The following is a 19969-nucleotide window of genomic DNA, read 5'->3' on the forward strand; positions in this document are numbered from 1 at the left end:
AGCAAGACCACAATCATGGCGATTTTGGCGCGGCCGACCAGGTGATCCCAGCAGATACCAGCAATACGCCAGCAGCGACGATCGAGGCCAGGAAGAAGTTGCCCGAGGCTTGCGCCAGCAGGCCGGCGACGACAGGGCCGACGATCTGGCCGATGCCGAAGGCGGCGGTCATCATGGCGAAGATCCGGCGCGGCGCCTGCGGCACGAGCTGCCTGGCGGTCTGCAGGCCGAGTGCTGTAACGGCGATGAAGGTGCCGCCGAGCAGGACGCCCGCGAGCAACGGGCCGGCGGCGCCGCCCATGGCGACGCTGGCGGTGACGCCGACCACTTCGACCAGGCAGCCCAAGGCATAGGCGGCATAAAGCCCGATCCGTGCCGCTACCTTCTGCCACAGCCACACCGAGGGGAAGCCGGCAAGGCCGGTGACCATCCAGACGGTCGCCTCGAAGACGCGGCCGTCGCCGCCCTGGCGCACGATGGCAACGAGGAACGTCGCCGTCACCACGTAGCCGAAGCCGAACAGGCCGTAGGCAACGATAACTTTTATCAGCGACCGGTCCTTGGGCAGCGCCGGTTCGCGCCCGGCCAGGCCGGTAGCGGGCGCGGTGCCGCCGGCAAGCCAGGCGACAAGCGCAAGGCCGCCGGCGGAAATCGCCGCCGACCACAGCCAGCCCGACGCCCAGCCGGCATGTTCGGTGACCAGAACCGCCATCAGCGCCGAGGATGCCGCGATGCCGAGACCGACGCCGCCGAAATGCAGCGCCTGCAGGTCGCTTCTGTTGGCGGCTGCCAAATGACCAAAGACGATCGAGGCCATGAACACCATGACGAAGGCACTGGCCAGGCCGGCAAGGAAGCGGATGACGACAAAGGCGGTCATCGTCTCGCTCAGCCCCATCAGGCCGGCGAGCGCAGCACTTGCGGCAAGGCCGCCAAACATCAGCAGCCGCTCGCGCCCATGCGCCCAGCCGCCGGCCGCCGCAAGCGCGCCGGCGAGGTAGCCGAGATAGTTGGCCGAAGCGATCCAGCCGGCATCGGCCGGCGACAGATGCAGTTCCTCCATCATGCCGGGCAGGATCGGGGTGTAGACGAAGCGGCCAATGCCCATGGCAACGGCCATGGCGATCATGCCGGCTACGGCTAGACGCAAGGGTGATGGCGCAGCGTTCATTGCAGCGCACAATAGATTTGGCGGCCGCCGAAACAATCCGCTTTGTGTTGGGCCAGTGGCTCGCGACTAATGTCTAAGAATCTCAACCACAGCCGATTGCGCCGGTCTCGTAGGCGGTGCGGCGCGCCGTCAGGCGAAACGGCATGTCGCCGAGTTCGCGCTCCGACATGGTGTCGAGCACGGGATGCGACAGCGGATCGGTCACCCAATTGAGGACATCCCCGTCATGGCGCCGCCGCTTGTAGCCGGCGGCAAAGACTTTGAGCAATGATACGATCGTCACCATCCTCGCCTCCTCGGTCTGGTTGTCTTCGCTAGAATCTGCCCTGTCTCGCCGTCTTTCAATTGAGATTTCGGCCGCGCCGGTTTAGAAAAACTGGAATGGCTATGCTGAACCGCGTCCATCTCAACGGCCTGCGCGCCGTCGAAACCGTCGCCCGCCTCGGCTCGCTGGCGGCCGCTGCCGGCGAGCTCAACGTCTCCGTCAGCGCCGTCAGCCAGCAGATCAACCGCACCGAAAAGCAGCTTGGACAGGCGCTGTTCGAACGAACGGCGAGCGGGCTGGTGCTGACCGAGTTCGGCACGGTTTTTTCCGCCCGGCTTGGCGCCGGTTTTCGCGAGCTGGCGCAAGCGGTGGCGCTGGCGGACGAGGCAAGCCAGTGCACGCTGGTGGTTTCGGTGGCGCCGGCCTTCGCTTCGAAATGGCTGCTGCCGCGATTGTCGCGGCATTTCGACCGCCATCCCAACGTGCTGCTGCGCATCGACGCCTCGGTGCGGCTGGCCGATCTCGAGCGCTCCGACATCGACATCGCCATCCGGCTTGGCGACGGCAAATGGCCGGGCGGCCGGGCGGAACTTTTGTTGGCGCAGGAAGTCTTTCCGGTCTGCGCGCCGGTGATCGCCAAGAAACTGAAGTCGATCGAAGACCTGGCGCAGACCTGCGCCATCACCGACGAACGGGCGATGATCAACTGGGAGAGCTGGTTCAAGGCTGCCGGGGCCGAGCCGGTCAGCTTCCGCAAGGGCGCGCGCTTCACCGACCCGATGCTGTGCCTGGAATCGGCGATCGCCGGCCATGGCGTCATGCTCGGCTGGCAATTGCTGGCCGCCGATGCGCTGGCCGACGGCCGCCTCGTCGCGCCTTTCGGCGTGCGGGCGCAGAGCGGCCTCGGCTACTGGCTGGTGACCTCGGCGACCAAGACCGAAAGCCGCAAGGTGCGCGATTTCAAGATCTGGATCCGCGAGGAAATCGCGGCGACCGTGGCGCAGTTTAGCGCGCTGGAAAGCGCTGCCTAGGGCTGTCCGTCGCGACGGTGCTGGAAAGGACAGCCGCGCCGGCCTATGTTGGAACTCTCACTCCCGGACCAAGGCAGGCAGGATCATGACCACACATTCGCGCGGCGTTTCCGCAACGATCGACCCGGTGAAGCTCGACAGGCTGGCGGAAGTCGCCATCAAGGTCGGGCTGCAATTGCAGCCGGGGCAGGATCTGGTGCTGACCTCGTCGATCGCCGCACTGCCGCTGACCAGGCGCATCGTTGAGCACGCTTATAAAGCGGGCGCCGGCCTGGTGACGCCGATCTTCAACGATGACGAGATCACGCTGGCGCGCTTCCGCTACGGCGCGGATGCCGGCTTCGACCGCGCCGCCGGCTGGATGTATGAAGGCATGGCGAAGGCCTTTTCCAACAATGCGGCGCGGCTTGCCGTGCGCGGCGAGGACCCGTCGCTGTTGTCGGCGCAGGACCCGGCGAAAGTGGCGCGCGCCAACAAGGCGAACTCGATGGCCTACCAGCCGGCGCTGGAAAAGATCACCGGCTTCGACATCAACTGGAACATCGTCGCCTACCCGGATCTCGCCTGGGCAAAACAGGTCTTCCCCGGCGATGCCGACGATGTCGCCGTGGTGAAGCTCGCCGATGCGATCTTTTCGGCATCACGGGTCGATGTGGAAGACCCGATCGCAAACTGGACGGCGCACAATGCAGCGCTGCGCGGCCGCACAAAGTGGCTGAACGAGCACAATTTCCATGATCTGCATTTCAGCGGCCCGGGCACCGACCTCACCGTCGGGCTGGCCGATGGCCATGAATGGATGGGCGGCGCCTCGACTGCCAAGAACGGCGTCACCTGCAATCCGAACATCCCGACCGAGGAGGTCTTCACCACGCCGCATGCACGGCGCGTCTCCGGCCGTGTATCCTCGACCAAGCCGCTGTCCTACCAGGGCACGCTGATCGACGATATCTCGGTGCGTTTCGAAGAGGGCAGGATCGTCGAGGCCAAGGCTTCGAAGGGCGAGGACGTGCTGAAGAAAGTGCTCGACACCGACGAGGGTTCGCGCCGGCTCGGCGAGGTGGCGCTGGTGCCGCATTCCTCGCCGATCTCGGCCAGCGGCCTGCTGTTCTTCAACACGCTGTTCGACGAGAACGCCGCCTGCCACATCGCGCTCGGGCAGTGCTATTCAAAATGCTTCGTCGACGGCGCCTCGCTCACCCAGGACGAAATCGCCCAGCGCGGCGGCAACAAGAGTTTTATCCACATCGACTGGATGATCGGCTCCGACAAGATCGACATAGACGGCGTGCACAAGGATGGCCGCAAGGTGCCGGTGATGCGCAAGGGCGAGTGGGCGTAAAGGGGGCGGATGGCCTTCGACCTGACGGTCAAGCGAATTTACGAAGCACCCGCGCCCGATGATGGGCAGCGGGTGCTGGTCGATCGCATCTGGCCGCGCGGCATCAGCAAGGAGGATGCCGCGCTGACGCTGTGGCTGAAGGAGATCGCGCCGAGCGATGAATTGCGGAGGTGGTTCGGACATGAGCCGGCGCGATGGGCGGAGTTTCAGGTGCGGTATTCGGTCGAGCTGGATGGGAATAGAGAAGCGGTGGCGAAACTGCGTGGCTTGCTCGGCAAGGCCAAGGTGACGCTGCTTTATGGCGCACATGACGAGGCGCATAACAATGCGGTGGCGTTGGCGGGGTATTTGCGCTGGACGGGTTGAGAGACAGCGAACCGCTGCATACGCCGCAAGCGAAAGCCTTCACAATTAGCGATCGCCCTCCACGCGTTCGTCATCCTCGTGTCTGCGCTGCGTCGCTTCGCTCCTTGCTACGCCATAGGCTGACGAGGCAGGGCTACGCTACTTCACCACCCCTTCATAAGCCTCCGGCTTGAACCCCACCAAAATCTCATCCCCGACCTCGAGCACCGGGCGCTTGATCATCGTCGGGTTGGCCAGCATCAGCTTCCTGGCCTTCTTCTCGTCGAGCCCTTGCTTGTGCTTGTCGGGCAGTTCGCGGAAGGTCGTGCTGCCCTTGTTGAGCAGCTTTTCCCAGCCAACCTTGCCGATCCATCCGTCCAGTCTGCCCGCCTCTATCCCCTCGGCCCGGTAGTCGTGAAAGCGGTAGGGCACAGCATGGCCCTCCAGCCAGGTGCGCGCCTTGCGGATCGTGTCGCAGGTGGTGATGCCGTACATGGTGATCGTCAAAACGCGCTTCCCTTGACTGACAGTCGAATCCTCAGACAGCCTAAAACCGCCCTCCCCGCTTTGCCAGCTTCCCAATCGCTAGCGGCGCTTTTTTAGAGGTTGCCAATACTAAGGAAATTTCCTAAGTATCTGCCTGCACCGCGTCGACAGACCTCAGGATCGCCCATGCCAAGCCTCCTCGCCCCAACTACAAGTCTCCCGCCGATCGACGGCATCTTCCGCGCGCTGGCTGACCCGACGCGGCGGCGCGTGGTCGAGCGGTTGAACCGCAGTCCGGCCTCGGTCAGCGAGTTGGCGCAGCCTTTCGAGATGGCGCTGCCTTCCTTCATCGAGCATCTGAAAGTGCTGGAAGGCTGCGGTCTGGTGCGATCGGAAAAAATCGGCCGCACCAGGACCTATCAGCTGGCGCCCGAACCGCTGCAGCTCGCCGAAAACTGGCTGGCCGAACAGCGCACGCTGTGGGAGCGCCGACTCAATCAATTCGACGCCTATGTGATGAGCCTCAAGGAGCAAGAAAAGTGAGCTATCCCTTCAAGCCCGACCCCAGACTGGACCTTGTGCTGGAGCGCAAGCTCGACGCGCCGCGCGAACTCTTGTGGAGCGCGATGACGGTGCCGGAGCATGTCAAGCAATGGTTCACGCCCAAGCCCTGGCTGATCACCGATTGCGAGATCGACCTTCGTCCGGGCGGACTGTTCCGGACGCGCATGCAATCGCCCGACGGCAAGGAGGTCAACGACCGCCATTGCTGCTATCTCGAGATCGTGCCGAACGAGCGGCTGGTGTGGACCGATGCGCTGCTGCCGGGCTATCGGCCCTCCGGCGAGCCCTTCATCACCGCAGTCATTTCGCTTCAGTCGGATGACAAGGGCACGCGCTACACGGCAACGGCCATCCATCGCGACGAGGCTACCCGCAACAATCATGAAGAGATGGGGTTCTTCGACGGCTGGGGCACGGTGGCCGATCAGTTGGCGCAGTATGTGAAGACCATTTGAGCTTTTCCCACTGCGGCCAGGACTTTGTCCCGGCCGCCTGGTTTTTGGGTCGTGCAGCGAAGTGCGCCGGAACCCTACGGCACCCGGGCTCAGTAGTAGAAGCGCTCTTCGGTGATCTTGCCGTTCTTGACCGTGTACAGGCCAACCTCGTCCATGGTGACCCGTTCGCCGGTCGCCTTGGGCGTTATGTCGAACTTGAAGCGCACCGCGAACTGGTCGCCGTTGACATAGGGGCCTTCGACAGAGCCGCCATGGACTTCGTGGTTCTCTTGCCACCATTCGCCCTTTTGCCTGAGAGCCTCCTTGCCACGGGCGATGGCCATCGGCCCCTCCATGGCTTCGAGGCTGACGATATCATCGGCATTGTACTTTTCACCAGCACCCAGGTGATCCCCCTGCTGGAGCATTTCAGTGAAATCCTTGGCAACATCCGCGATGGTCATGTGTGTTCCTCCTGTTCAGACTGGTTTGAAGTAGGGAAGCGCTTGCCGGCCCGCCACCTTTACCCGCACGACAGCTGACAAGGTGTGTCAGGACGATGATATAGCGCGGCTGTGTGACGACGATTGCGGCGGCGTCGGACAGCGACTTCGGTTGCAGACAAAAGCCAATTCCGCAATGCTGGGTGCATGTGCAACCTCTACAACATCACGACGACGCAAGAGGCGGTCCGCCAATGGACCCGCACATTGCGCGATATCAGCGGCAACCTCGAACCTTCGCTTGATGTCTATCCCAATCAACCTGGGCTTGTCGTTCGCAACAGGACGGATGGGGAGCGTGAACTGGCGAAACTGCTTTGGGGTTTGCCAACGCCGCCCGAGCGCATGAAAGGTAAGGCCGACTACGGCACCACCAACGTTCGCAATCCGCAATATTCGCACTGGCAGCAATATGTGGGCGTCGAGCACAGATGTGTCGTGCCGGTGACCAGCTTTGCCGAGCCCAGCCCTGCGGCGAACGATAAAGACCCGGAAACAGGAATCCAGCGAAATTACTGGTTTGCCCGTGGCGAGAGCCGGCCGCTGTTCTTCTTCGCTGGTTTCTGGACGTCTTGGCAGGGCGTGCGAAAGGTCAAGGACGGTCCCGGCGACTTCGAGCTATACGCCTTCATGACCACCAAGCCTAATGCTCTCATTGCGCCGATACATGAGAAGGCTATGCCCGTGATCCTCACCACGCCGGAGGAAACCGAGGCTTGGCTGACGGCGCCATGGTCGGAAGCACGGCATTTGCAGCGGACGGCGCCCAACGACGCGTTGGTGATCGTTGAGAAGCCAGCCACACAGATCAAGTTCCCACCACAGGCCCCGGCCCAAGGGACTCTGTTTTAGCCCGAAATCGGCTCTCCTCAATCGTCGTCTCGCCAGATTACCCGGCGAACCATGCGGATTTCGACAAGACGTCTGACGCGAATTTTAAGGCGTTCAGCAGCGCTTGGCAGAATGATGCCTGCATCGAGCTCACGACCTTTGCAGCGCTCGCACCGCATGTGCCGCTCCACATCCCAAAAGGGGATATCACCAACCAGCTTTGCGAGATCGCCAGGCAGATAGTGTCGAGTGATGTTGCAGTTCCGACATCGAACACGAATTAGCTGCCCGACTTCATGCGCCAAGCAGAGGGTTTGCACATTTCGGCGCGGTCGGGTGCTTAGTTCGGGCATCCCGCAAAGTAGGAATATGTTCCTTTGCGAGTCAATTCACACTTAATTCCACCTTGGCGATCTTCACAGCAGGTTAAATCCAACCGTCGATGAAGGGATTGGGTTGGATCAGCTTGGCAGCATAGGGCAGTTGGCACCACGGCGCAGGCTGATATGCGCCACGTCGCCGACGCTGAATTGAAAGCCCTCGGCCTGGCGCGGCGCATCGATCACCACCGGCAATCCCTGCCCCAGCTCAGCATGCAGCCGCAGCGTGCGGCCGTGGAAGACGATGGAGTTGACGCGCGCCGGCGCGGTGCCGGCGGCGGCATCGGTGGTGGCCAGCAAGTCCTCGGGCCGAACGCCGATAGTGCGCTCAGTGCCTTCGCCGGGTGTGTCGCCGGTTTCAGATGTTGCTTCCAGCGAAAGCCCGCCAGCGGCGAAGCGCAGGCGGTCGCCGTCGCGGCCGATGAAGCGCGATTGCAAGAGGTTCATGGTGCCGATGAAGCTTGCGACGAATTTCGTCGCCGGCCGGTCGTAAAGCGTAGCCGGCGGCGCGATCTGCTCGATGCGGCCCTTGTTCATGACGACGATGCGGTCGGAGATCGACAGCGCTTCGGTCTGGTCGTGGGTGACCATGACGAAGGTGGTGCCGAGCCGCGACTGCAGCCGCTTCAGTTCGACCTGCATCTGTTCGCGCAGATGCGCATCGAGCGCCGACAGCGGTTCATCGAGCAACAGAACGCGCGGCTCGCAGACTATGGCGCGGGCGAGCGCGACGCGCTGGCGCTGGCCACCCGACAGTTCGGAAACGCGGGCGCCGAGCTTGTCGGCGAGGCCGACCATGTCGAGGGCTTCGCGGACGCGCTTTGCCTGCTCGGCGCCGGACAGTTTGCGCAGCGACAGGCCGAAGCCGACATTCTCGGCGACCTTCATATGCGGGAACAGCGCATAATCCTGGAACACGGTGTTGACGGGACGGTCGAACGGCCTGAGCGCGGTGATGTCGCGACCATCGAGCAGCACCTTGCCGCTCGACGGGCTCTCGAAACCGGCAATGACGCGCAGGCTGGTGGTCTTGCCGCAGCCCGAGGGCCCGAGCAGGGTGATGAACTCGCCGCTGATAATGTCGAGATCGACGGCGTCGAGCCCGACAATGCCGCCGGGGAAAACCTTCGAGACCGTGTCCAGGCGTACCAGCGCATCAGGCGCCATCGCGAACCTCGGACGGCTTGGTGGTGTTGACCCAGAGGATCTGGCAAGGCTCGGTGCCGGGATTGCGGAAGGCGTGCAGAAGCGTGCTCTTGAAGGCAAAGGAGTCGCCGCTCTTCAGCACGTATTTTGTCGAGTCCACCACCAGTTCGACCTCGCCCGACAGGACATAGCCGAACTCGTGACCGATATGCGCATAGGCTTCCGCCGTGCCGCCATCGGCTTCCACCGTCACCAAGAGGCCGGTCAGCGCCGCGCCCGGCGGCGACAGCAGCGCCTTGGCGATGCCTTCCGACTTGACCGGGAGCTGCCGCCTTTTGTCGGCGCGCACGCAATAGAGATCGTTGGCGGCTTCGTTGCCGTCGGTGATCAGCGCCGAAGGCTCGATGTCGAGCGCGGCCGCAAGCGGCCAGATCACCTTGACGCGCAGCGAAGACAGGCCGCGCTCGATCTGGCTCAGCGCACCGATGGAGACGCCGGCTTTTGCTGCCAGCTCGGCCAACGACAAATTGCGCTCCAGCCGCAGCGCCCGCACGCGCCGGCCGACGCGAATGTCGGCGTCGGCCTTTGGTTTCGCTTCAAGCATGTCCATCAGTTGGTCCTTGTTGCAGTCTTTGGCGCGGCGGCAAGACCCGCGGGCTTCAGGAGATTAGTCACAATTACCTGCCGTCGGCGCTGCCCCTCATTGTCCTGCCGGACATTTCTCCCCGTATAGTGACGGGGAGAAAGCGGCTGGTCGCAAACTCGGCGCCATTTCTGCAACGTTTGCGATTTGCGAAATCGCTGGTGACAGCGCCCCTCTCCCCGTCACTATACGGGGAGAGGATGCCGGCAGGCAGGTGAGGGGCAGCGCAACCGTCGGCGATGGATCCCTCAGCCGCCCGCCTTCACTTTCTCGAACATCTTCGCCACATCGTCGTTCTGCTTCATCGGGCCGGTGAAGATGGTGGTCTTCAGCATCACCTCCGGGTCCGCCGGCAATTGCAGCTTGTCCAGTTCGTCCTTCGCCACGCCGGCGAAGGCGGTGCTCAGCGAGCTGCCATAGCCGTAGGCCTGGATCAGGTACTTACCCGAGTCGGCGTCGAGCCGGCTGTTGATGAAGTCATAGGCGAGGTCGACGTTTTTGGCGTCCTTGAGCATGACGAAGCCGCAGGCCCAGGTCAGCATGCCCTCCTTCGGCTTCATGAACTCGACCGGCACGCCCTGCTTCTTCAGCGAGGTTGCCGACGCGTTCCAGGTCATGGCGGCGACCAGCTGGCCGCTGGCCAGCGCCTGTTCGACCGAGGTCATGTCGGTGGTGTAGTTGGAGAGCAGCGGACGCTGCTCGCGCAATTTTTCCGCCACCTTGTCCATCTGCTCCGGCGTCATATCGAAGGGGTTTACGCCGGCCAGAAGTGCTGCAACGATCGGCGTGTCATGCACGGCATCGATGGTCGCCATGCGGCCGGCATATTGCTTGTCCCACAGAAGGTTCCAGCTCGCTTCCGGGTTCTTCACCAGATCGGTGCGGTAGAGGATCGAGGTGTTGCCCCAATCCCACGGCACCATCCAGACCTTGCCGTCGCCGGCCTGGATGTCGGGCAGGTTCTTGAACACCGGGAAGATCGAATCCCAGTTCTTGATGCGCTTGGTATCGATCGGCTGCAGCAGGCCTTCCTTGTTCCAGCGCGCCACCTTGTCGTAGCAGGGATGGGCGATATCGGGGCGGAAGCCGGCCTTGACCTTGGTGAAGGCATCGTCGTCGTCGCCGAAGATCGAGGCCTCGACGCCATCGGGATGGGCCGTCAGGAAGCTCTTGTTGAAGTCTGGCAGTTCATAGCCGGACCAGGTGAAATATTGCAGCTTGTCGGCGGCGAAGGCGACAGTCGACGACAGGACGATTGCAAGCGCGGCAAGCCCGGTGCGGGCTGTCTTTGCAGTGATCGATTTCGGGCCAGTGATCGATTTCAGCCCAGTAATTGATTTCGGGTCGAATGCCATTTCGGTTCTCCTCTTTTGTTATGGGTCAGGCTGGACTGGTGGGCGCCGTCCGACGGGCTGTGCTCAGCCCGCGATGGCGCAGGATTTCGGCGATGCCGGCGATGATGACGGACACAGCAAGGATAGCTGTCCCCAGCGCCATCACGGTCGGCAGCGAGCGAGGAAAACGCAGTTGGCTCCAGATGTAGAGCGGCAGCGTCGGCTCGGTGCCGGCGAGGAAGAAGACGACGATGAACTCGTCGAAGGAAATCAGAAAGGCCAGCATGAAGGCCGAGACGATGGCCGGCAGCGAGAGCGGCAACATCACCCGCCGGAAGGTCGTCCAGTCGGAAGCGCCGAGATCGAGTGCGGCCTCGCGAATGGTTTTCGGAATTGCGGCAAACCGGCTGCGCATGATCACCACGGTGGTCGGCAGCGCCACCAGTATGTGGCCGAGAACGATGGCGATGCGCGACGGGCCGAGGCCGATGAGATTGACGAGGATCAGCAACGATATGCCGACGATGACGCCGGGGATCAGGATCGGCAGCCTGGAGATGGCGCTGATGGTGGCGGCGAGCGGCGAACGACCGTAGAGGTCCATATAGGAGACGGTGATGCCGCAGAGCGTGGCGCCGGCGGCGGCCACGACGCCAATGACGAGACTGTTCAAAAGCGCGCCGGACAGCGCCGGATTGCCATAGAGCGTGGCATACCATTCGAGCGTGAAGCCCTGCAGCGGAAACGCGGCCTGGATGGAGTTGTTGAAGGAAAACAGCGGGATCAACAGCACCGGCAGATAGAGGAAGACGAGATAGGCAAGCACATAGACGCCGAGCCAGCCGCGGCCATCATCTCTCCGCGCCGCGCTCATTTGCGGCTGCCGAATTTGCGGTCGGCGCCGCGTGCGACCAGCACCACGCAGAGGATGACCAGCATCACGCAGACTGAAAGTGCCGCTCCGAACGGCCAGTCATTGGCCTTGCCGAACTGCGACTGGATCAATGTGCCGATCATGGTGCTGGCGGGACCGCCGACCATGGCCGGGGTGACATAGTCGCCGACCGTCGGCACAAAGACGACGAGGGCGGCCGCCAGAACGCCCGGCATCGAATTGGGCAAGACGACGCGGCGAAACGCCGTGAACGGTCTGGCGCCGAGATCGGAGGCGGCTTCGAGCAGTGATTTCGGGATGGTGTCCAGCGCCACATAGATCGGCAGGATGGCGAAGGGCGCATAGGCATGCGCCAGCGTGACGACCACCGCCGCCGGCGTGTTGAGGAAGGCCAGCGTCGGCTCCGACCAGATGCCGCTTTCGATCAGCGCCGAGTTCAAGACGCCGTTGTAGGCGAGCACGATCTTCCAGGCGAAGACGCGCAGGAGATAGCTGGTCCAGAACGGCAGGGTCACCAGAAACAAAAGCAGGCTGCGGCGGCGGCCGGCATGGAAGGCGAGATAGTAGGCGACGGGATAGGCGGTGACGACGGTCGCCAGCGTCACCAGGCCGGCGATCACCAGCGAGCGCAGCGTCACCGTCCAGTAGAGCGGATCGGAGACCACGGTGATGAAGTTGCCTGCCGTGAAGCCGGCGCCGAGCAGCGAACCGTCATTGCCGCGCAAGGCGAGGAACAGCACGAGGCCGAGCGCAAACAGGATCAGGAAGAAGGTGACCAGCCCGCCCGGCAGCAACATGGCGAAGCGGAAGCCCCGGGCGGAGCCTGCTGGCGCTTCAGACGCAACGACGGTCGACATCAGGCTGCTCAATGGAAATATGAAATTGACTTAGCTTTTTTCATATTCATGAAACTGTCAAGCTGAATCCACGAGGCCTAAACGGCCGGCGCGCAATCAGCGCTCGAAGGCGTCGAGCATGCGGTACCAGGCGATCGTCGCGGCGACGCCGATCTGGCGAAAGGCGTGGAACGGAATCGGCCGGATCGGCGACAGCGGGAACGGCAATTGCGCTGCCTCACCGTTTGCCAAATAGCCCGCCATGCGTTTTCCCAGCGCGGTCATCAGGCCGACGCCCCTGCCCTGGCAACCGACCACGGCGAGCAGGCCCTTTTCAGGTTCGTGGATGTGCGGCAGATGATCCGGCGTCATCGCCACGCGACCGAACCAGCGCTTCTCGATGACGACATCGGAGAGCGCCGGATAAAGCCGCACCAGCGCGCGCTGCAGATGCGCCCAGTCGGCCTCGCTCCTCGGCCGCGCCATGCGGCCGCGGCCGCCAAGCACCAGATGGCCGTCGGTTGTTTTGCGGTAGTAGACGAGAATGCGCCTGGAGTCGGACACCGCCTGCCCTTCCGGCAGGATCGTCGCCGCAAGGTTGGATGACAGCGGCGCGGTCGCGACCTGGAAGGAATGCAGCGGCACGATCGTTTCCGCGAGGCCCGGAAGCAGTCCATCGGTATAGGCGTTCGTCGCCAGGACAACCGCTTTCGCCCGCACCTCGGCGCCGCTTTCGGTTGAGACACGCCAAAGGCCGGCCTCCTTGCGGAGTTTCACCACCTTCTGCCGCTCGGCAATGCTGGCGCCGGCGGCGGCGGCGATGCGCGCCAGTTCCACTGTATAGGCGAGCGGATCGATGATGCCGGCGCGGCGGTCGAGCCAGCCGCCGAGATAGCCTTGCGCGCCGGTCATAGCGGCGATCTCGCTTTCATTCAGAAGCCGGACATCGGCGCCACGCGCCCGCCATTGACGATCCCTGTTCGCCGCCGCTTTCAATGCGGTTTCGGTATGCGCGGCCTGGATCCAGCCATTGCGGGTGAACGGCACCGCCAGCTTTTCGTCTTGGATGAGATCGAACACCGTATCCGCCGTCGAGGCGGCGAAATCGACCAGCGCTTGGCCACGCTCGGGGCCGAAATGCTCGAGCAGCCATTCGGGATCATATTTCAGGCCGGGAATGACCTGGCCGCCATTGAGGCCCGAGGCGCCCTGGCCGATCTCGCCAGCCTCCAGCACCTGTACACCGAGACCGAGCCGGGCTGCGTGCAAGGCGGTCGACAGGCCCATGAAGCCGCCGCCGACGATGGCAACGTCGACCGGCGCAGTGACGAGCAACTGGAAGGCGGATGCGGTCTGCGGCTTCTGCCAGATCGGAACGGAAAACGGTGCGGGCAAGGCTTCACCTGGAGTATGCGGAAAATGAAAATTCTAGTGCCAGTTTCATTTTTTTGAAAGAGCGGGCCTCATGTCAGAACCGACAATTGCCTGCGCCACGGGATAGACCTTTGGCGTGAATCCGGTGAAAGTGCAGCGGCCCAGCTGCCATCTCGATCATCAAAGGACCGTAAGCCATGACGAACCCAACGCAGCTTCCCGCCGACGGGCTCTTCATCGGCCGAGCCAGGGCAAGCGATGCCTCGCATCCTCTGGTGGTCACCGTGCGCGACGGGATCGTTTTCGACGTCACCTCGACCACCGCACCCACAGTGCGCGACATCTGCGAGATGGCCGATCCGGCCGGACACGTGCGCTCTGCCAAGGGCGAACCGATCGGCTCGCTCGACGCGATCGCCGCCAACAGTTTTCAGGCCACCCGCGATCCGGCAAAACCCTATCTGCTCTCGCCTGTCGACCTGCAGGCGGTGAAGGCGTCGGGCGTGACCTTCGTGGTCAGCCTGCTCGAACGCGTCATCGAGGAGCAGGCGCGCGGCTCGGCGGAAAAGGCCGACGCCATCCGCGCCGACATTGCCGGGCTGATCGGCCACGATCTGTCGAAGCTGAAGCCCGGCTCACCCGAAGCGATGGAGATCAAGGCCAAGCTCATCCAGCGCGGCGCCTGGTCGCAATATCTGGAAGTCGGCATCGGCCCCGACGCCGAGATCTTTACCAAATGCCAGCCGATGGCGTCCGTCGGCTTCGGCGCCGATGTCGGGCTGCATCCTGTCTCCACCTGGAACAACCCCGAGCCGGAGATCGCCATGATCGCCGCCAGCACCGGCAAGATCGTCGGCGCGACCATCGGCAACGACGTCAATCTGCGCGACGTCGAGGGACGCTCGGCGCTGCTGCTCGGCAAGGCCAAGGACAACAATGCCTCGGCCTCGCTTGGGCCCTTCATCCGGTTGTTCGACGCAAGCTTTTCCATCGACGATGTCAAGCGCGCCACGGTGCGGCTGAAGGTCGAGGGCGAGGACGGGTTTTCGCTGGAGGGCGCGAGCTCGATGGCCGAGATCAGCCGTTCGCCCGAAGAGCTGGTCGCGGCCGCCATGGGGCCGCACCACCAGTATCCCGACGGCTTGGCGCTTTATCTCGGCACCATGTTCGTGCCGTCGAAGGATCGCGGCGAGAAGGGCAAGGGATTCACCCACAAGATCGGCGACATCGTCACCATCTCGTCGGAGAAATTCGGCGCGCTGGTGAACCGCGTGCTTCTGTCGCCCGATTGCCCGCACTGGACCTACGGCGCCAGCCATCTCATGCGGGACCTCGCCAAGGCCGACCTGATCTGATTTCGGAGCAGCGGGACGAACGGATAGCCGATAAACGTTCGTATCCGGTCCCTGTAAGCCGTTTGTTAGCGGAATCCGGGTGACTGTATCGGAAATTCGATCCAGGATCGGGGCGCGGTCTGTGGGGGCCGAATCGCATGCTCGGTTTGCCGATGATATCGGTGCGCAATCTCGCCATGCATTATGGCGGCGTTGTCGCGCTCAGGGATATGAACCTGTCTGTCGGACAGGGGACCATCCATGCTGTCGTCGGTGAAAGCGGCGCCGGAAAGTCGACGCTGGTGAAGGTGCTTGCCGGCGTGCTCCGGCCCAACAGCGGCACCATCCGCGTCGGCGACCAGATCGTCACCGTCGACAGCCCGATCGCTGCACGCAAGCACAGCTTCGGCGTCGTCCACCAGGGGCTCGGCCTGTTTGCCGACCGCTCGGTGCTGGCCAATCTGTTCGTCAATCGCGAGCCGTTGCGCAATGGCTTCGTCTCCAGGCGCGAGATGGAGGCACGCAGCCGCACCTTGCTTCGGCAACTCAAGCTCGACGTCGATGTCCACGCTCCTGTGGGACAACTCGGCATGGGCGAACGGCAATATGTCGAACTCGGCCGCGCAATTCTGGAAGGCCCGAGGCTGCTGATCCTCGATGAACCGAATTCTGCGCTCGACCGGCGCCAGACCGAGCACCTGTTCACCGTACTAAGTGACCTCAAGGCCAAGGGCACGAGCGTGCTCTATGTCTCGCACCGGCTGGAGGACGTGTTTGCGATCGCAGACCAGGTCACCGTGATGCGCAACGGCCGTGACGTGCTGACAAGTGAGCGCTCGGCGTTGAGCGAAGCCGATGTGATCGACGCCATGATCGGCCAGCAGCGCGGCAGCCTGTTCCCGCCTGCACTGCCGGCCAATGCCAGCACGATAAGGCCGCGGATCACGGTGGAGGGTCTGAGCGGCGGCCGGATTTCCGGCGTCAGCTTCACCGCCCGCTCCGGCGAGATCCTCGGCTTGGCCGGGCTTGAGGGGTCGGGCGTTGAAGACCTGTTCGAGATGCTGTTTGGCCTGCGCAAGGCGCAAAGCGGCAGGGTGCGGCTCCCCGACGGCTACGGCTTGCCTGGAAATCCGACCGAAGCGGCGCGGCGCGGCATCGGCCTGGTGCCGGCCAACCGCCTGTGCAACGGCCTGATGCCCGACCGGTCGCTGGCCTTCAACATAGGCAACATCGCTACCGGCGCCCGCAACTGGGGGTCGCGCCGCTACTCGCCCAAGGCCGCGATCGCCGCCGCCGCAAGGCAGATCGATGCGCTGCGCATCAAGGGCCTGCCGGACGCGCCGGTGAATTCGCTGCTGGCCGGCGATCAGCAGAAGATCGTAGTCGCCAAATGGCTGGAGACGGCGCCGCAAGTGCTGCTCCTAGACAATCCGGCTGGCGGTATCGAGTCGGCTGCCAAGCGCAAGATCTATGCGCTGATCCGGCAGATGGCGGCCAATGGCTGTATCGTTTTGCTGCGTTCGGTCGAGCCGTCCGAACTGACCAACCTCAGCAACCGCGTCCTTGTCTTCCACCGCGGCCGGGTCGCCGGCGAGCTGTCCGGCGCCGAGATGAAGCGAAGGACAGTGCTGCAACTGACCACCACCGGCGAGATGCCGGAGGCGGAGCGGCCGAAAAAGAAACTCGTGGGAGCCATGGCATGACACGATTGGATCCCATGCTACAGCTTGCCGGTTCGGCTGCCCACCCGAAGCGCAGCCTTCACCTGCCCGTCGAACTCAGGCCGCTCATCGGGCTCGTTGTCCTGGTGGCGATTACAGGCTTTGCCCGGCCGGATTTCCTCGACGAGGCCAATGTGCTGTCGTTGCTGGAAACCGCTGCGTATCCCGGCATGCTGGCGATCGGCATGGTGTTCGTGCTCGCACTCCGCGAGATCGACCTTTCCGTCGGCTGGATATTCCATCTCGCGGCCCTTCTCACCGCATTCCTTCTGGCCGCCGGCATCGACCCGTGGCTTGCCGCCCTTGCCGGCGTGCTGCTCGGCGCCGGGCTCGGCCTCGTCAACGGCCTGCTGGTGGTGGCGCTGCGACGGCCGGCCATCGTCGTTACGCTGGGCACCTTTGCAATGTTCCGGGGCCTGGCGGCGGTGGCCGTCAAGATGCAAGCGACAGCTCCGGCCAGCCCAGGCGGCGACTTCTTTGAGATCGTTCACGGCAAGCTGTTCGGCCTTGTGCCGACGGCTGTCTTTGTCTTCGTCGCAATGGCGGTGGTGCTGCACCTCGTGCTTCACCGCAGCCGCTTCGGCTACCGGATCCAGGCCGTCGGCAGCAATCCGCAGGCGGCGCTCTATGCCGGCATCCCGACAGGTGCTGTGCGGCTGCAGACGCTGGTGCTGATGGGCATCGTCTCGGGGCTGGCGGGCGCGCTGTGGCTTGGCTCTCCCGTTACCGACGTCGACCAAGGCGGCGGTTTCGTGCTGATGGCGATTGCCGCGGCGATCATCGGCGGCACCTCGCTTTCCGGCGGGCGCGGCACCGTCTTCGGTGCGGTGATCGGCATGCTGATCGTCCAGGTCATCTTGAGCGGCGTGACCCTGTTCGGCATCGACGCCGCATGGAGCCCCTTCGTGATCGGCGCGGTGATGGTGCTGGCGCTCGCGCTCGACCGGCTGGACAAGGTGCTGCGCATCCGCCAGGCCGAGCGCTTCCAGGAAAATCCGCGCGCCTGAGTTTAAGCCCCGCCTGCTTGCCGGGAAATATCTCTATCTCTTGGTTGACGCAATTCCGGACGGAAAACCGTTTCACACTTTTCCTGGAATTGCCCTCTAACTGATGCGATCTGATGGGATCGATGATGGCGCGTTGCATCGCGCCACCATCCATTGGGCGGATAGAGGCTTGCCATCGGCCGCAAAAGAAGATGCTCTGCGCATCCGGGTCGGCGCTGGCAGGAGGAGAGGATCAAGGGCATGGCCCGGATCATCGCCGGACGTGGAGGTCGTTTTTCAACATGGGAGGAAAGCAAATGCTGACGAGGCTACGATTACTCGTGCTTGGCTTGATTGTGGCGCTGGCCGTTCCGGCGGCGGCACAGGCCAAGACGTTCTACTGGATTTCACATGGCGGCCCGGCCGACCCGGTCTGGACCTACTTCCTGGCCGGCGCCAAGCAATGGGCGAAGGACACCGGCAACACCGTCAACACCTCGTTCCACAATGGCGACGTTGCCTCGCAGCAGGAGGCCGTGCGCGCCGCGATCTCGGCAAAGGCCGACGGCATCGTCACCACCAGCCCCGATCCGGGCAGCCTGATCGAAATCGCCAAGGAAGCCAACACGGCCAAGATCCCGATCATCAACTTCAACACGCCCGATCCCAAGGCAAGCTTCGACGCCTATGTCGGCGGCGACAACGTCACCTTCGGCAAGCACTGGGCGCAATATCTGGTCGACAAGGGCCTGGTGAAGAAGGGCGACTTCGTCTGGATGCCGGTCGAAATCCCCGGCGCCACCTACGGCGTCCAGGAAGAGGAAGGCATCAAGAGCGTCTTCGAACCGCTGGGGATCACCTATGAGATCACCGAAGCGACCCTCGACCAGGCCGAAGCCATCAACCGCATGGTCGACTATCTCACCGCCAACAAGGCCAAGGTCAAGGCAATCATCGGCCTCGGCGATCTGGTCACTGGCTCGATCAAGCGGGTGTTCGACCAGGCCGGCATCAAGCCGGGCGAAATCCCGGTCGTCGGCTGGGGCAACTCGCTCGACACCACCCAGGAAGTGCTGACCGGCTACGTCAATGCCGGCCAGTGGCAGGACCCGCAGGCGACCAGCTACGTCGCGCTGTCGCTGGCCAACATGGCGGCGTCAGGCATTCCTCCGGGCTTCAACGTCATCACCGGCGCGCTCTATGAAAAGGACACCGCGCAGGTCTACGACGACATCCTGTCGGGCAAATAACCCAGACCTTCAACAGTCGCGGCCGCAGCCGCGGTCGCGACTGTCTTTTCGCCGAGCCCTTCGCGTTGCGCGCTGGGCTCAGCCTTCCCCTTCCTGTCGCAGGTTATCAGTGGAAAACCGTTCGCTCATCCAACGCCTGATCGCGAGGCCGGAATTCGGGCCCTTCGTTCTGCTCATCGTCGAAATCGCGGTGTTCTGGAGCATCAACCACGATTTCCTGTCGCCGCAGAACATCTCCAACACGCTGGCCTTCACCGTCGAGCTCGGGCTGATCGCGCTGGCGATGACGCTGTTGATGACGTCGGGTGAATTCGATCTGTCGGTCGGCTCGCTGTTCGGCTTTTCGCCGGTGCTGATGTGGACGCTGTTCAACAGCGGCCTGACCTCGCTGGAGGTCGGCTTCCTCGCCGCGCTGCTGATCGCGGCCTTCATCGGCCTGGTCAATGGCTGGTTCGTCACGCAGCTGAAAATCCCATCCTTCCTGGTGACGCTCGGCATGCTGCTGGTGGTGCGCGGCACCGCGCTGTTCGTCACCGACGGCTTTCCGCAGCGGACGTGGAGCGCCGAGGGCAGCTGGCTGGCCGAAGCGCTGGTCGGTGATTTCTTCATCGGCCCGTTCCGCATCTACATGTCGCTCTTCTGGTTCATCGCGGCGGCCATCGCACTGGGCTACGTGCTGACGCAAAGCCGGACCGGCAACTGGATCCAGGCAGCCGGCGGCAATCCAGGCGCCGCAAGGGCGCGCGGCGTCAACGTCAGCGGCGTCAAGATCGGCCTGTTCGTGCTGTCGTCGGTGATGGCTTCGCTTGCCGGCGTCATCTCGTCGCTGCGCACGTCGGCCGCCAACCCCAACAGCGGCACCGGCTACGAGCTCGAAGTCATCGCCATGGTGGTGATCGGCGGCACGGCGCTGACCGGTGGGCGCGGCACCATCATCGGCACGGTGCTCGGCATCCTCATCCTGCGCGTCATGCGCAACGGCATCGTGCTGATCGGCGTGCCCGGGCTGGCCTACAACATCTTCATCGGCGCCATCATCCTCGGCATGATGGCGCTGCACTCATGGCTGGAACGCCGGCATCAGGCAGGGACCTAGAA

21 protein-coding genes are annotated in these 19969 nt (G+C 63.6%); 11 read left to right on the forward strand and 10 right to left on the reverse strand.

The genetic code is table 11. The features are described from left to right. Positions 1-13 precede the first annotated feature (13 nt). Together NLY33_RS27920 and NLY33_RS27925 are read right to left on the reverse strand one after the other, a co-directional pair. Positions 14-1171 (reverse strand): YbfB/YjiJ family MFS transporter, encoded by a 1158-nt coding sequence (locus NLY33_RS27920; protein WP_023735597.1) that lies wholly within the window; start codon positions 1169-1171, stop codon positions 14-16. Between the two features lie 82 nt (positions 1172-1253). Next, a complete protein-coding gene (locus NLY33_RS27925; protein ID WP_023704868.1) occupies positions 1254-1457 on the reverse strand; it encodes a hypothetical protein in 204 nt (67 codons plus the stop codon). A gap of 95 nt (positions 1458-1552) precedes the next feature. On the opposite strand from NLY33_RS27925, the gene NLY33_RS27930 reads away from it, so the two are divergent. The 3 genes from NLY33_RS27930 (at position 1553) to NLY33_RS27940 (ending at position 4175) form a co-directional block, all read left to right on the forward strand. Further along, positions 1553-2467: a LysR substrate-binding domain-containing protein gene (locus NLY33_RS27930; RefSeq protein WP_023687096.1), complete on the forward strand. Its 915-nt coding sequence runs from the start codon at positions 1553-1555 to the stop codon at positions 2465-2467. An 85-nt stretch (positions 2468-2552) separates the two neighbouring features. Continuing rightward, positions 2553-3809, forward strand: coding sequence for an aminopeptidase (locus tag NLY33_RS27935; RefSeq protein ID WP_023684389.1), 1257 nt, complete (start codon positions 2553-2555; stop codon positions 3807-3809). Positions 3810-3818: 9 nt separating this feature from the next. After that, a complete protein-coding gene (locus NLY33_RS27940; protein WP_023704867.1) occupies positions 3819-4175 on the forward strand; it encodes a DUF488 domain-containing protein in 357 nt (118 codons plus the stop codon). A gap of 138 nt (positions 4176-4313) precedes the next feature. Here the strand turns inward: NLY33_RS27940 and NLY33_RS27945 are convergent, their stop codons facing one another. Continuing rightward, on the reverse strand, positions 4314-4661 hold the full coding sequence (locus tag NLY33_RS27945; RefSeq protein WP_023708158.1) for an ArsC family reductase: 348 nt from the start codon (positions 4659-4661) through the stop codon (positions 4314-4316). 165 nt (positions 4662-4826) lie between these two features. Between NLY33_RS27945 and NLY33_RS27950 the strand changes: the two genes are divergently transcribed. Further along, positions 4827-5183 (forward strand): ArsR/SmtB family transcription factor, encoded by a 357-nt coding sequence (locus NLY33_RS27950; RefSeq protein ID WP_023704864.1) that lies wholly within the window; start codon positions 4827-4829, stop codon positions 5181-5183. Beyond that, the gene (locus NLY33_RS27955; RefSeq protein WP_023668501.1) at positions 5180-5659 is read left to right on the forward strand and encodes an SRPBCC family protein; all 480 of its coding nucleotides are present in this window, start codon (positions 5180-5182) and stop codon (positions 5657-5659) included. The genes NLY33_RS27950 and NLY33_RS27955 overlap by 4 nt, the downstream gene beginning before the upstream one ends. 89 nt (positions 5660-5748) lie before the next feature. Here NLY33_RS27955 and NLY33_RS27960 read toward each other — a convergent pair whose 3' ends face one another. After that, positions 5749-6102: a nuclear transport factor 2 family protein gene (locus tag NLY33_RS27960; protein ID WP_023684393.1), complete on the reverse strand. Its 354-nt coding sequence runs from the start codon at positions 6100-6102 to the stop codon at positions 5749-5751. Positions 6103-6288: 186 nt separating this feature from the next. On the opposite strand from NLY33_RS27960, the gene NLY33_RS27965 reads away from it, so the two are divergent. Beyond that, entirely contained in the window at positions 6289-6993 is a 705-nt protein-coding gene (locus NLY33_RS27965; RefSeq protein ID WP_023704863.1) for an SOS response-associated peptidase, read from the forward strand. Between the two features lie 440 nt (positions 6994-7433). Here NLY33_RS27965 and NLY33_RS27970 read toward each other — a convergent pair whose 3' ends face one another. The 6 genes from NLY33_RS27970 to NLY33_RS27995 all read right to left on the reverse strand — a co-directional run bounded on the left by NLY33_RS27970 (position 7434) and on the right by NLY33_RS27995 (position 13601). Beyond that, positions 7434-8519, reverse strand: a complete 1086-nt coding sequence (locus NLY33_RS27970) for an ABC transporter ATP-binding protein (RefSeq protein WP_023668504.1) — start codon at positions 8517-8519, stop codon at positions 7434-7436. Next, positions 8509-9108 (reverse strand): helix-turn-helix domain-containing protein, encoded by a 600-nt coding sequence (locus NLY33_RS27975; RefSeq protein WP_023684396.1) that lies wholly within the window; start codon positions 9106-9108, stop codon positions 8509-8511. Before NLY33_RS27975 ends, NLY33_RS27970 begins: the two co-directional genes overlap by 11 nt. A 281-nt stretch (positions 9109-9389) precedes the next feature. Further along, on the reverse strand, positions 9390-10496 hold the full coding sequence (locus NLY33_RS27980; RefSeq protein ID WP_023668506.1) for an ABC transporter substrate-binding protein: 1107 nt from the start codon (positions 10494-10496) through the stop codon (positions 9390-9392). A 25-nt stretch (positions 10497-10521) separates the two neighbouring features. Next, positions 10522-11349 (reverse strand): ABC transporter permease, encoded by an 828-nt coding sequence (locus tag NLY33_RS27985; RefSeq protein ID WP_023709184.1) that lies wholly within the window; start codon positions 11347-11349, stop codon positions 10522-10524. Continuing rightward, complete coding sequence (locus tag NLY33_RS27990; RefSeq protein ID WP_023708156.1) at positions 11346-12227, reverse strand: ABC transporter permease; 882 nt, start codon at positions 12225-12227, stop codon at positions 11346-11348. Before NLY33_RS27990 ends, NLY33_RS27985 begins: the two co-directional genes overlap by 4 nt. 96 nt (positions 12228-12323) lie before the next feature. Continuing rightward, on the reverse strand, positions 12324-13601 hold the full coding sequence (locus tag NLY33_RS27995; protein WP_023708155.1) for an NAD(P)/FAD-dependent oxidoreductase: 1278 nt from the start codon (positions 13599-13601) through the stop codon (positions 12324-12326). 176 nt (positions 13602-13777) lie between these two features. Between NLY33_RS27995 and NLY33_RS28000 the strand changes: the two genes are divergently transcribed. From NLY33_RS28000 to NLY33_RS28020, 5 genes are all read left to right on the forward strand, one after another. Next, positions 13778-14935: a fumarylacetoacetate hydrolase family protein gene (locus tag NLY33_RS28000; protein WP_023668510.1), complete on the forward strand. Its 1158-nt coding sequence runs from the start codon at positions 13778-13780 to the stop codon at positions 14933-14935. A gap of 137 nt (positions 14936-15072) precedes the next feature. After that, on the forward strand, positions 15073-16617 hold the full coding sequence (locus NLY33_RS28005; RefSeq protein ID WP_023704860.1) for a sugar ABC transporter ATP-binding protein: 1545 nt from the start codon (positions 15073-15075) through the stop codon (positions 16615-16617). Continuing rightward, positions 16614-17642 carry an ABC transporter permease gene (locus NLY33_RS28010; RefSeq protein ID WP_198020353.1) on the forward strand — a complete coding sequence of 343 codons (1029 nt, stop codon included), beginning with the start codon at positions 16614-16616 and terminating at the stop codon, positions 17640-17642. Before NLY33_RS28005 ends, NLY33_RS28010 begins: the two co-directional genes overlap by 4 nt. A 296-nt stretch (positions 17643-17938) precedes the next feature. After that, positions 17939-18871 (forward strand): substrate-binding domain-containing protein, encoded by a 933-nt coding sequence (locus tag NLY33_RS28015; protein WP_023687083.1) that lies wholly within the window; start codon positions 17939-17941, stop codon positions 18869-18871. Between the two features lie 109 nt (positions 18872-18980). Continuing rightward, positions 18981-19967 (forward strand): ABC transporter permease, encoded by a 987-nt coding sequence (locus tag NLY33_RS28020; RefSeq protein WP_023668514.1) that lies wholly within the window; start codon positions 18981-18983, stop codon positions 19965-19967. The last annotated feature ends 2 nt before the right edge of the window (positions 19968-19969 follow it).

It is taken from the genome of Mesorhizobium sp. C432A, assembly GCF_030323145.1.
In the GTDB taxonomy this organism is placed as follows: domain Bacteria; phylum Pseudomonadota; class Alphaproteobacteria; order Rhizobiales; family Rhizobiaceae; genus Mesorhizobium.

Excerpts from the sequence above, each read along its gene's own strand:
- NLY33_RS27935 (WP_023684389.1), top strand. The coding sequence starts at position 2,553 with ATGACCACACATTCGCGCGGCGTTTCCGCAACGATCGACCCGGTGAAG.
- NLY33_RS27950 (WP_023704864.1), top strand. The coding sequence starts at position 4,827 with ATGCCAAGCCTCCTCGCCCCAACTACAAGTCTCCCGCCGATCGACGGC.
- NLY33_RS27925 (WP_023704868.1), bottom strand. The coding sequence starts at position 1,457 with ATGGTGACGATCGTATCATTGCTCAAAGTCTTTGCCGCCGGCTACAAG.
- NLY33_RS27985 (WP_023709184.1), bottom strand. The coding sequence starts at position 11,349 with ATGAGCGCGGCGCGGAGAGATGATGGCCGCGGCTGGCTCGGCGTCTAT.
- NLY33_RS27975 (WP_023684396.1), bottom strand. The coding sequence starts at position 9,108 with ATGGACATGCTTGAAGCGAAACCAAAGGCCGACGCCGACATTCGCGTC.
- NLY33_RS27970 (WP_023668504.1), bottom strand. The coding sequence starts at position 8,519 with ATGGCGCCTGATGCGCTGGTACGCCTGGACACGGTCTCGAAGGTTTTC.
- NLY33_RS28015 (WP_023687083.1), top strand. The coding sequence starts at position 17,939 with ATGCTGACGAGGCTACGATTACTCGTGCTTGGCTTGATTGTGGCGCTG.
- NLY33_RS27980 (WP_023668506.1), bottom strand. The coding sequence starts at position 10,496 with ATGGCATTCGACCCGAAATCAATTACTGGGCTGAAATCGATCACTGGC.
- NLY33_RS27940 (WP_023704867.1), top strand. The coding sequence starts at position 3,819 with ATGGCCTTCGACCTGACGGTCAAGCGAATTTACGAAGCACCCGCGCCC.
- NLY33_RS28005 (WP_023704860.1), top strand. The coding sequence starts at position 15,073 with ATGCTCGGTTTGCCGATGATATCGGTGCGCAATCTCGCCATGCATTAT.
- NLY33_RS27960 (WP_023684393.1), bottom strand. The coding sequence starts at position 6,102 with ATGACCATCGCGGATGTTGCCAAGGATTTCACTGAAATGCTCCAGCAG.
- NLY33_RS27990 (WP_023708156.1), bottom strand. The coding sequence starts at position 12,227 with ATGTCGACCGTCGTTGCGTCTGAAGCGCCAGCAGGCTCCGCCCGGGGC.
- NLY33_RS28000 (WP_023668510.1), top strand. The coding sequence starts at position 13,778 with ATGACGAACCCAACGCAGCTTCCCGCCGACGGGCTCTTCATCGGCCGA.
- NLY33_RS28010 (WP_198020353.1), top strand. The coding sequence starts at position 16,614 with ATGACACGATTGGATCCCATGCTACAGCTTGCCGGTTCGGCTGCCCAC.
- NLY33_RS27965 (WP_023704863.1), top strand. The coding sequence starts at position 6,289 with ATGTGCAACCTCTACAACATCACGACGACGCAAGAGGCGGTCCGCCAA.
- NLY33_RS27930 (WP_023687096.1), top strand. The coding sequence starts at position 1,553 with ATGGCTATGCTGAACCGCGTCCATCTCAACGGCCTGCGCGCCGTCGAA.
- NLY33_RS27920 (WP_023735597.1), bottom strand. The coding sequence starts at position 1,171 with ATGAACGCTGCGCCATCACCCTTGCGTCTAGCCGTAGCCGGCATGATC.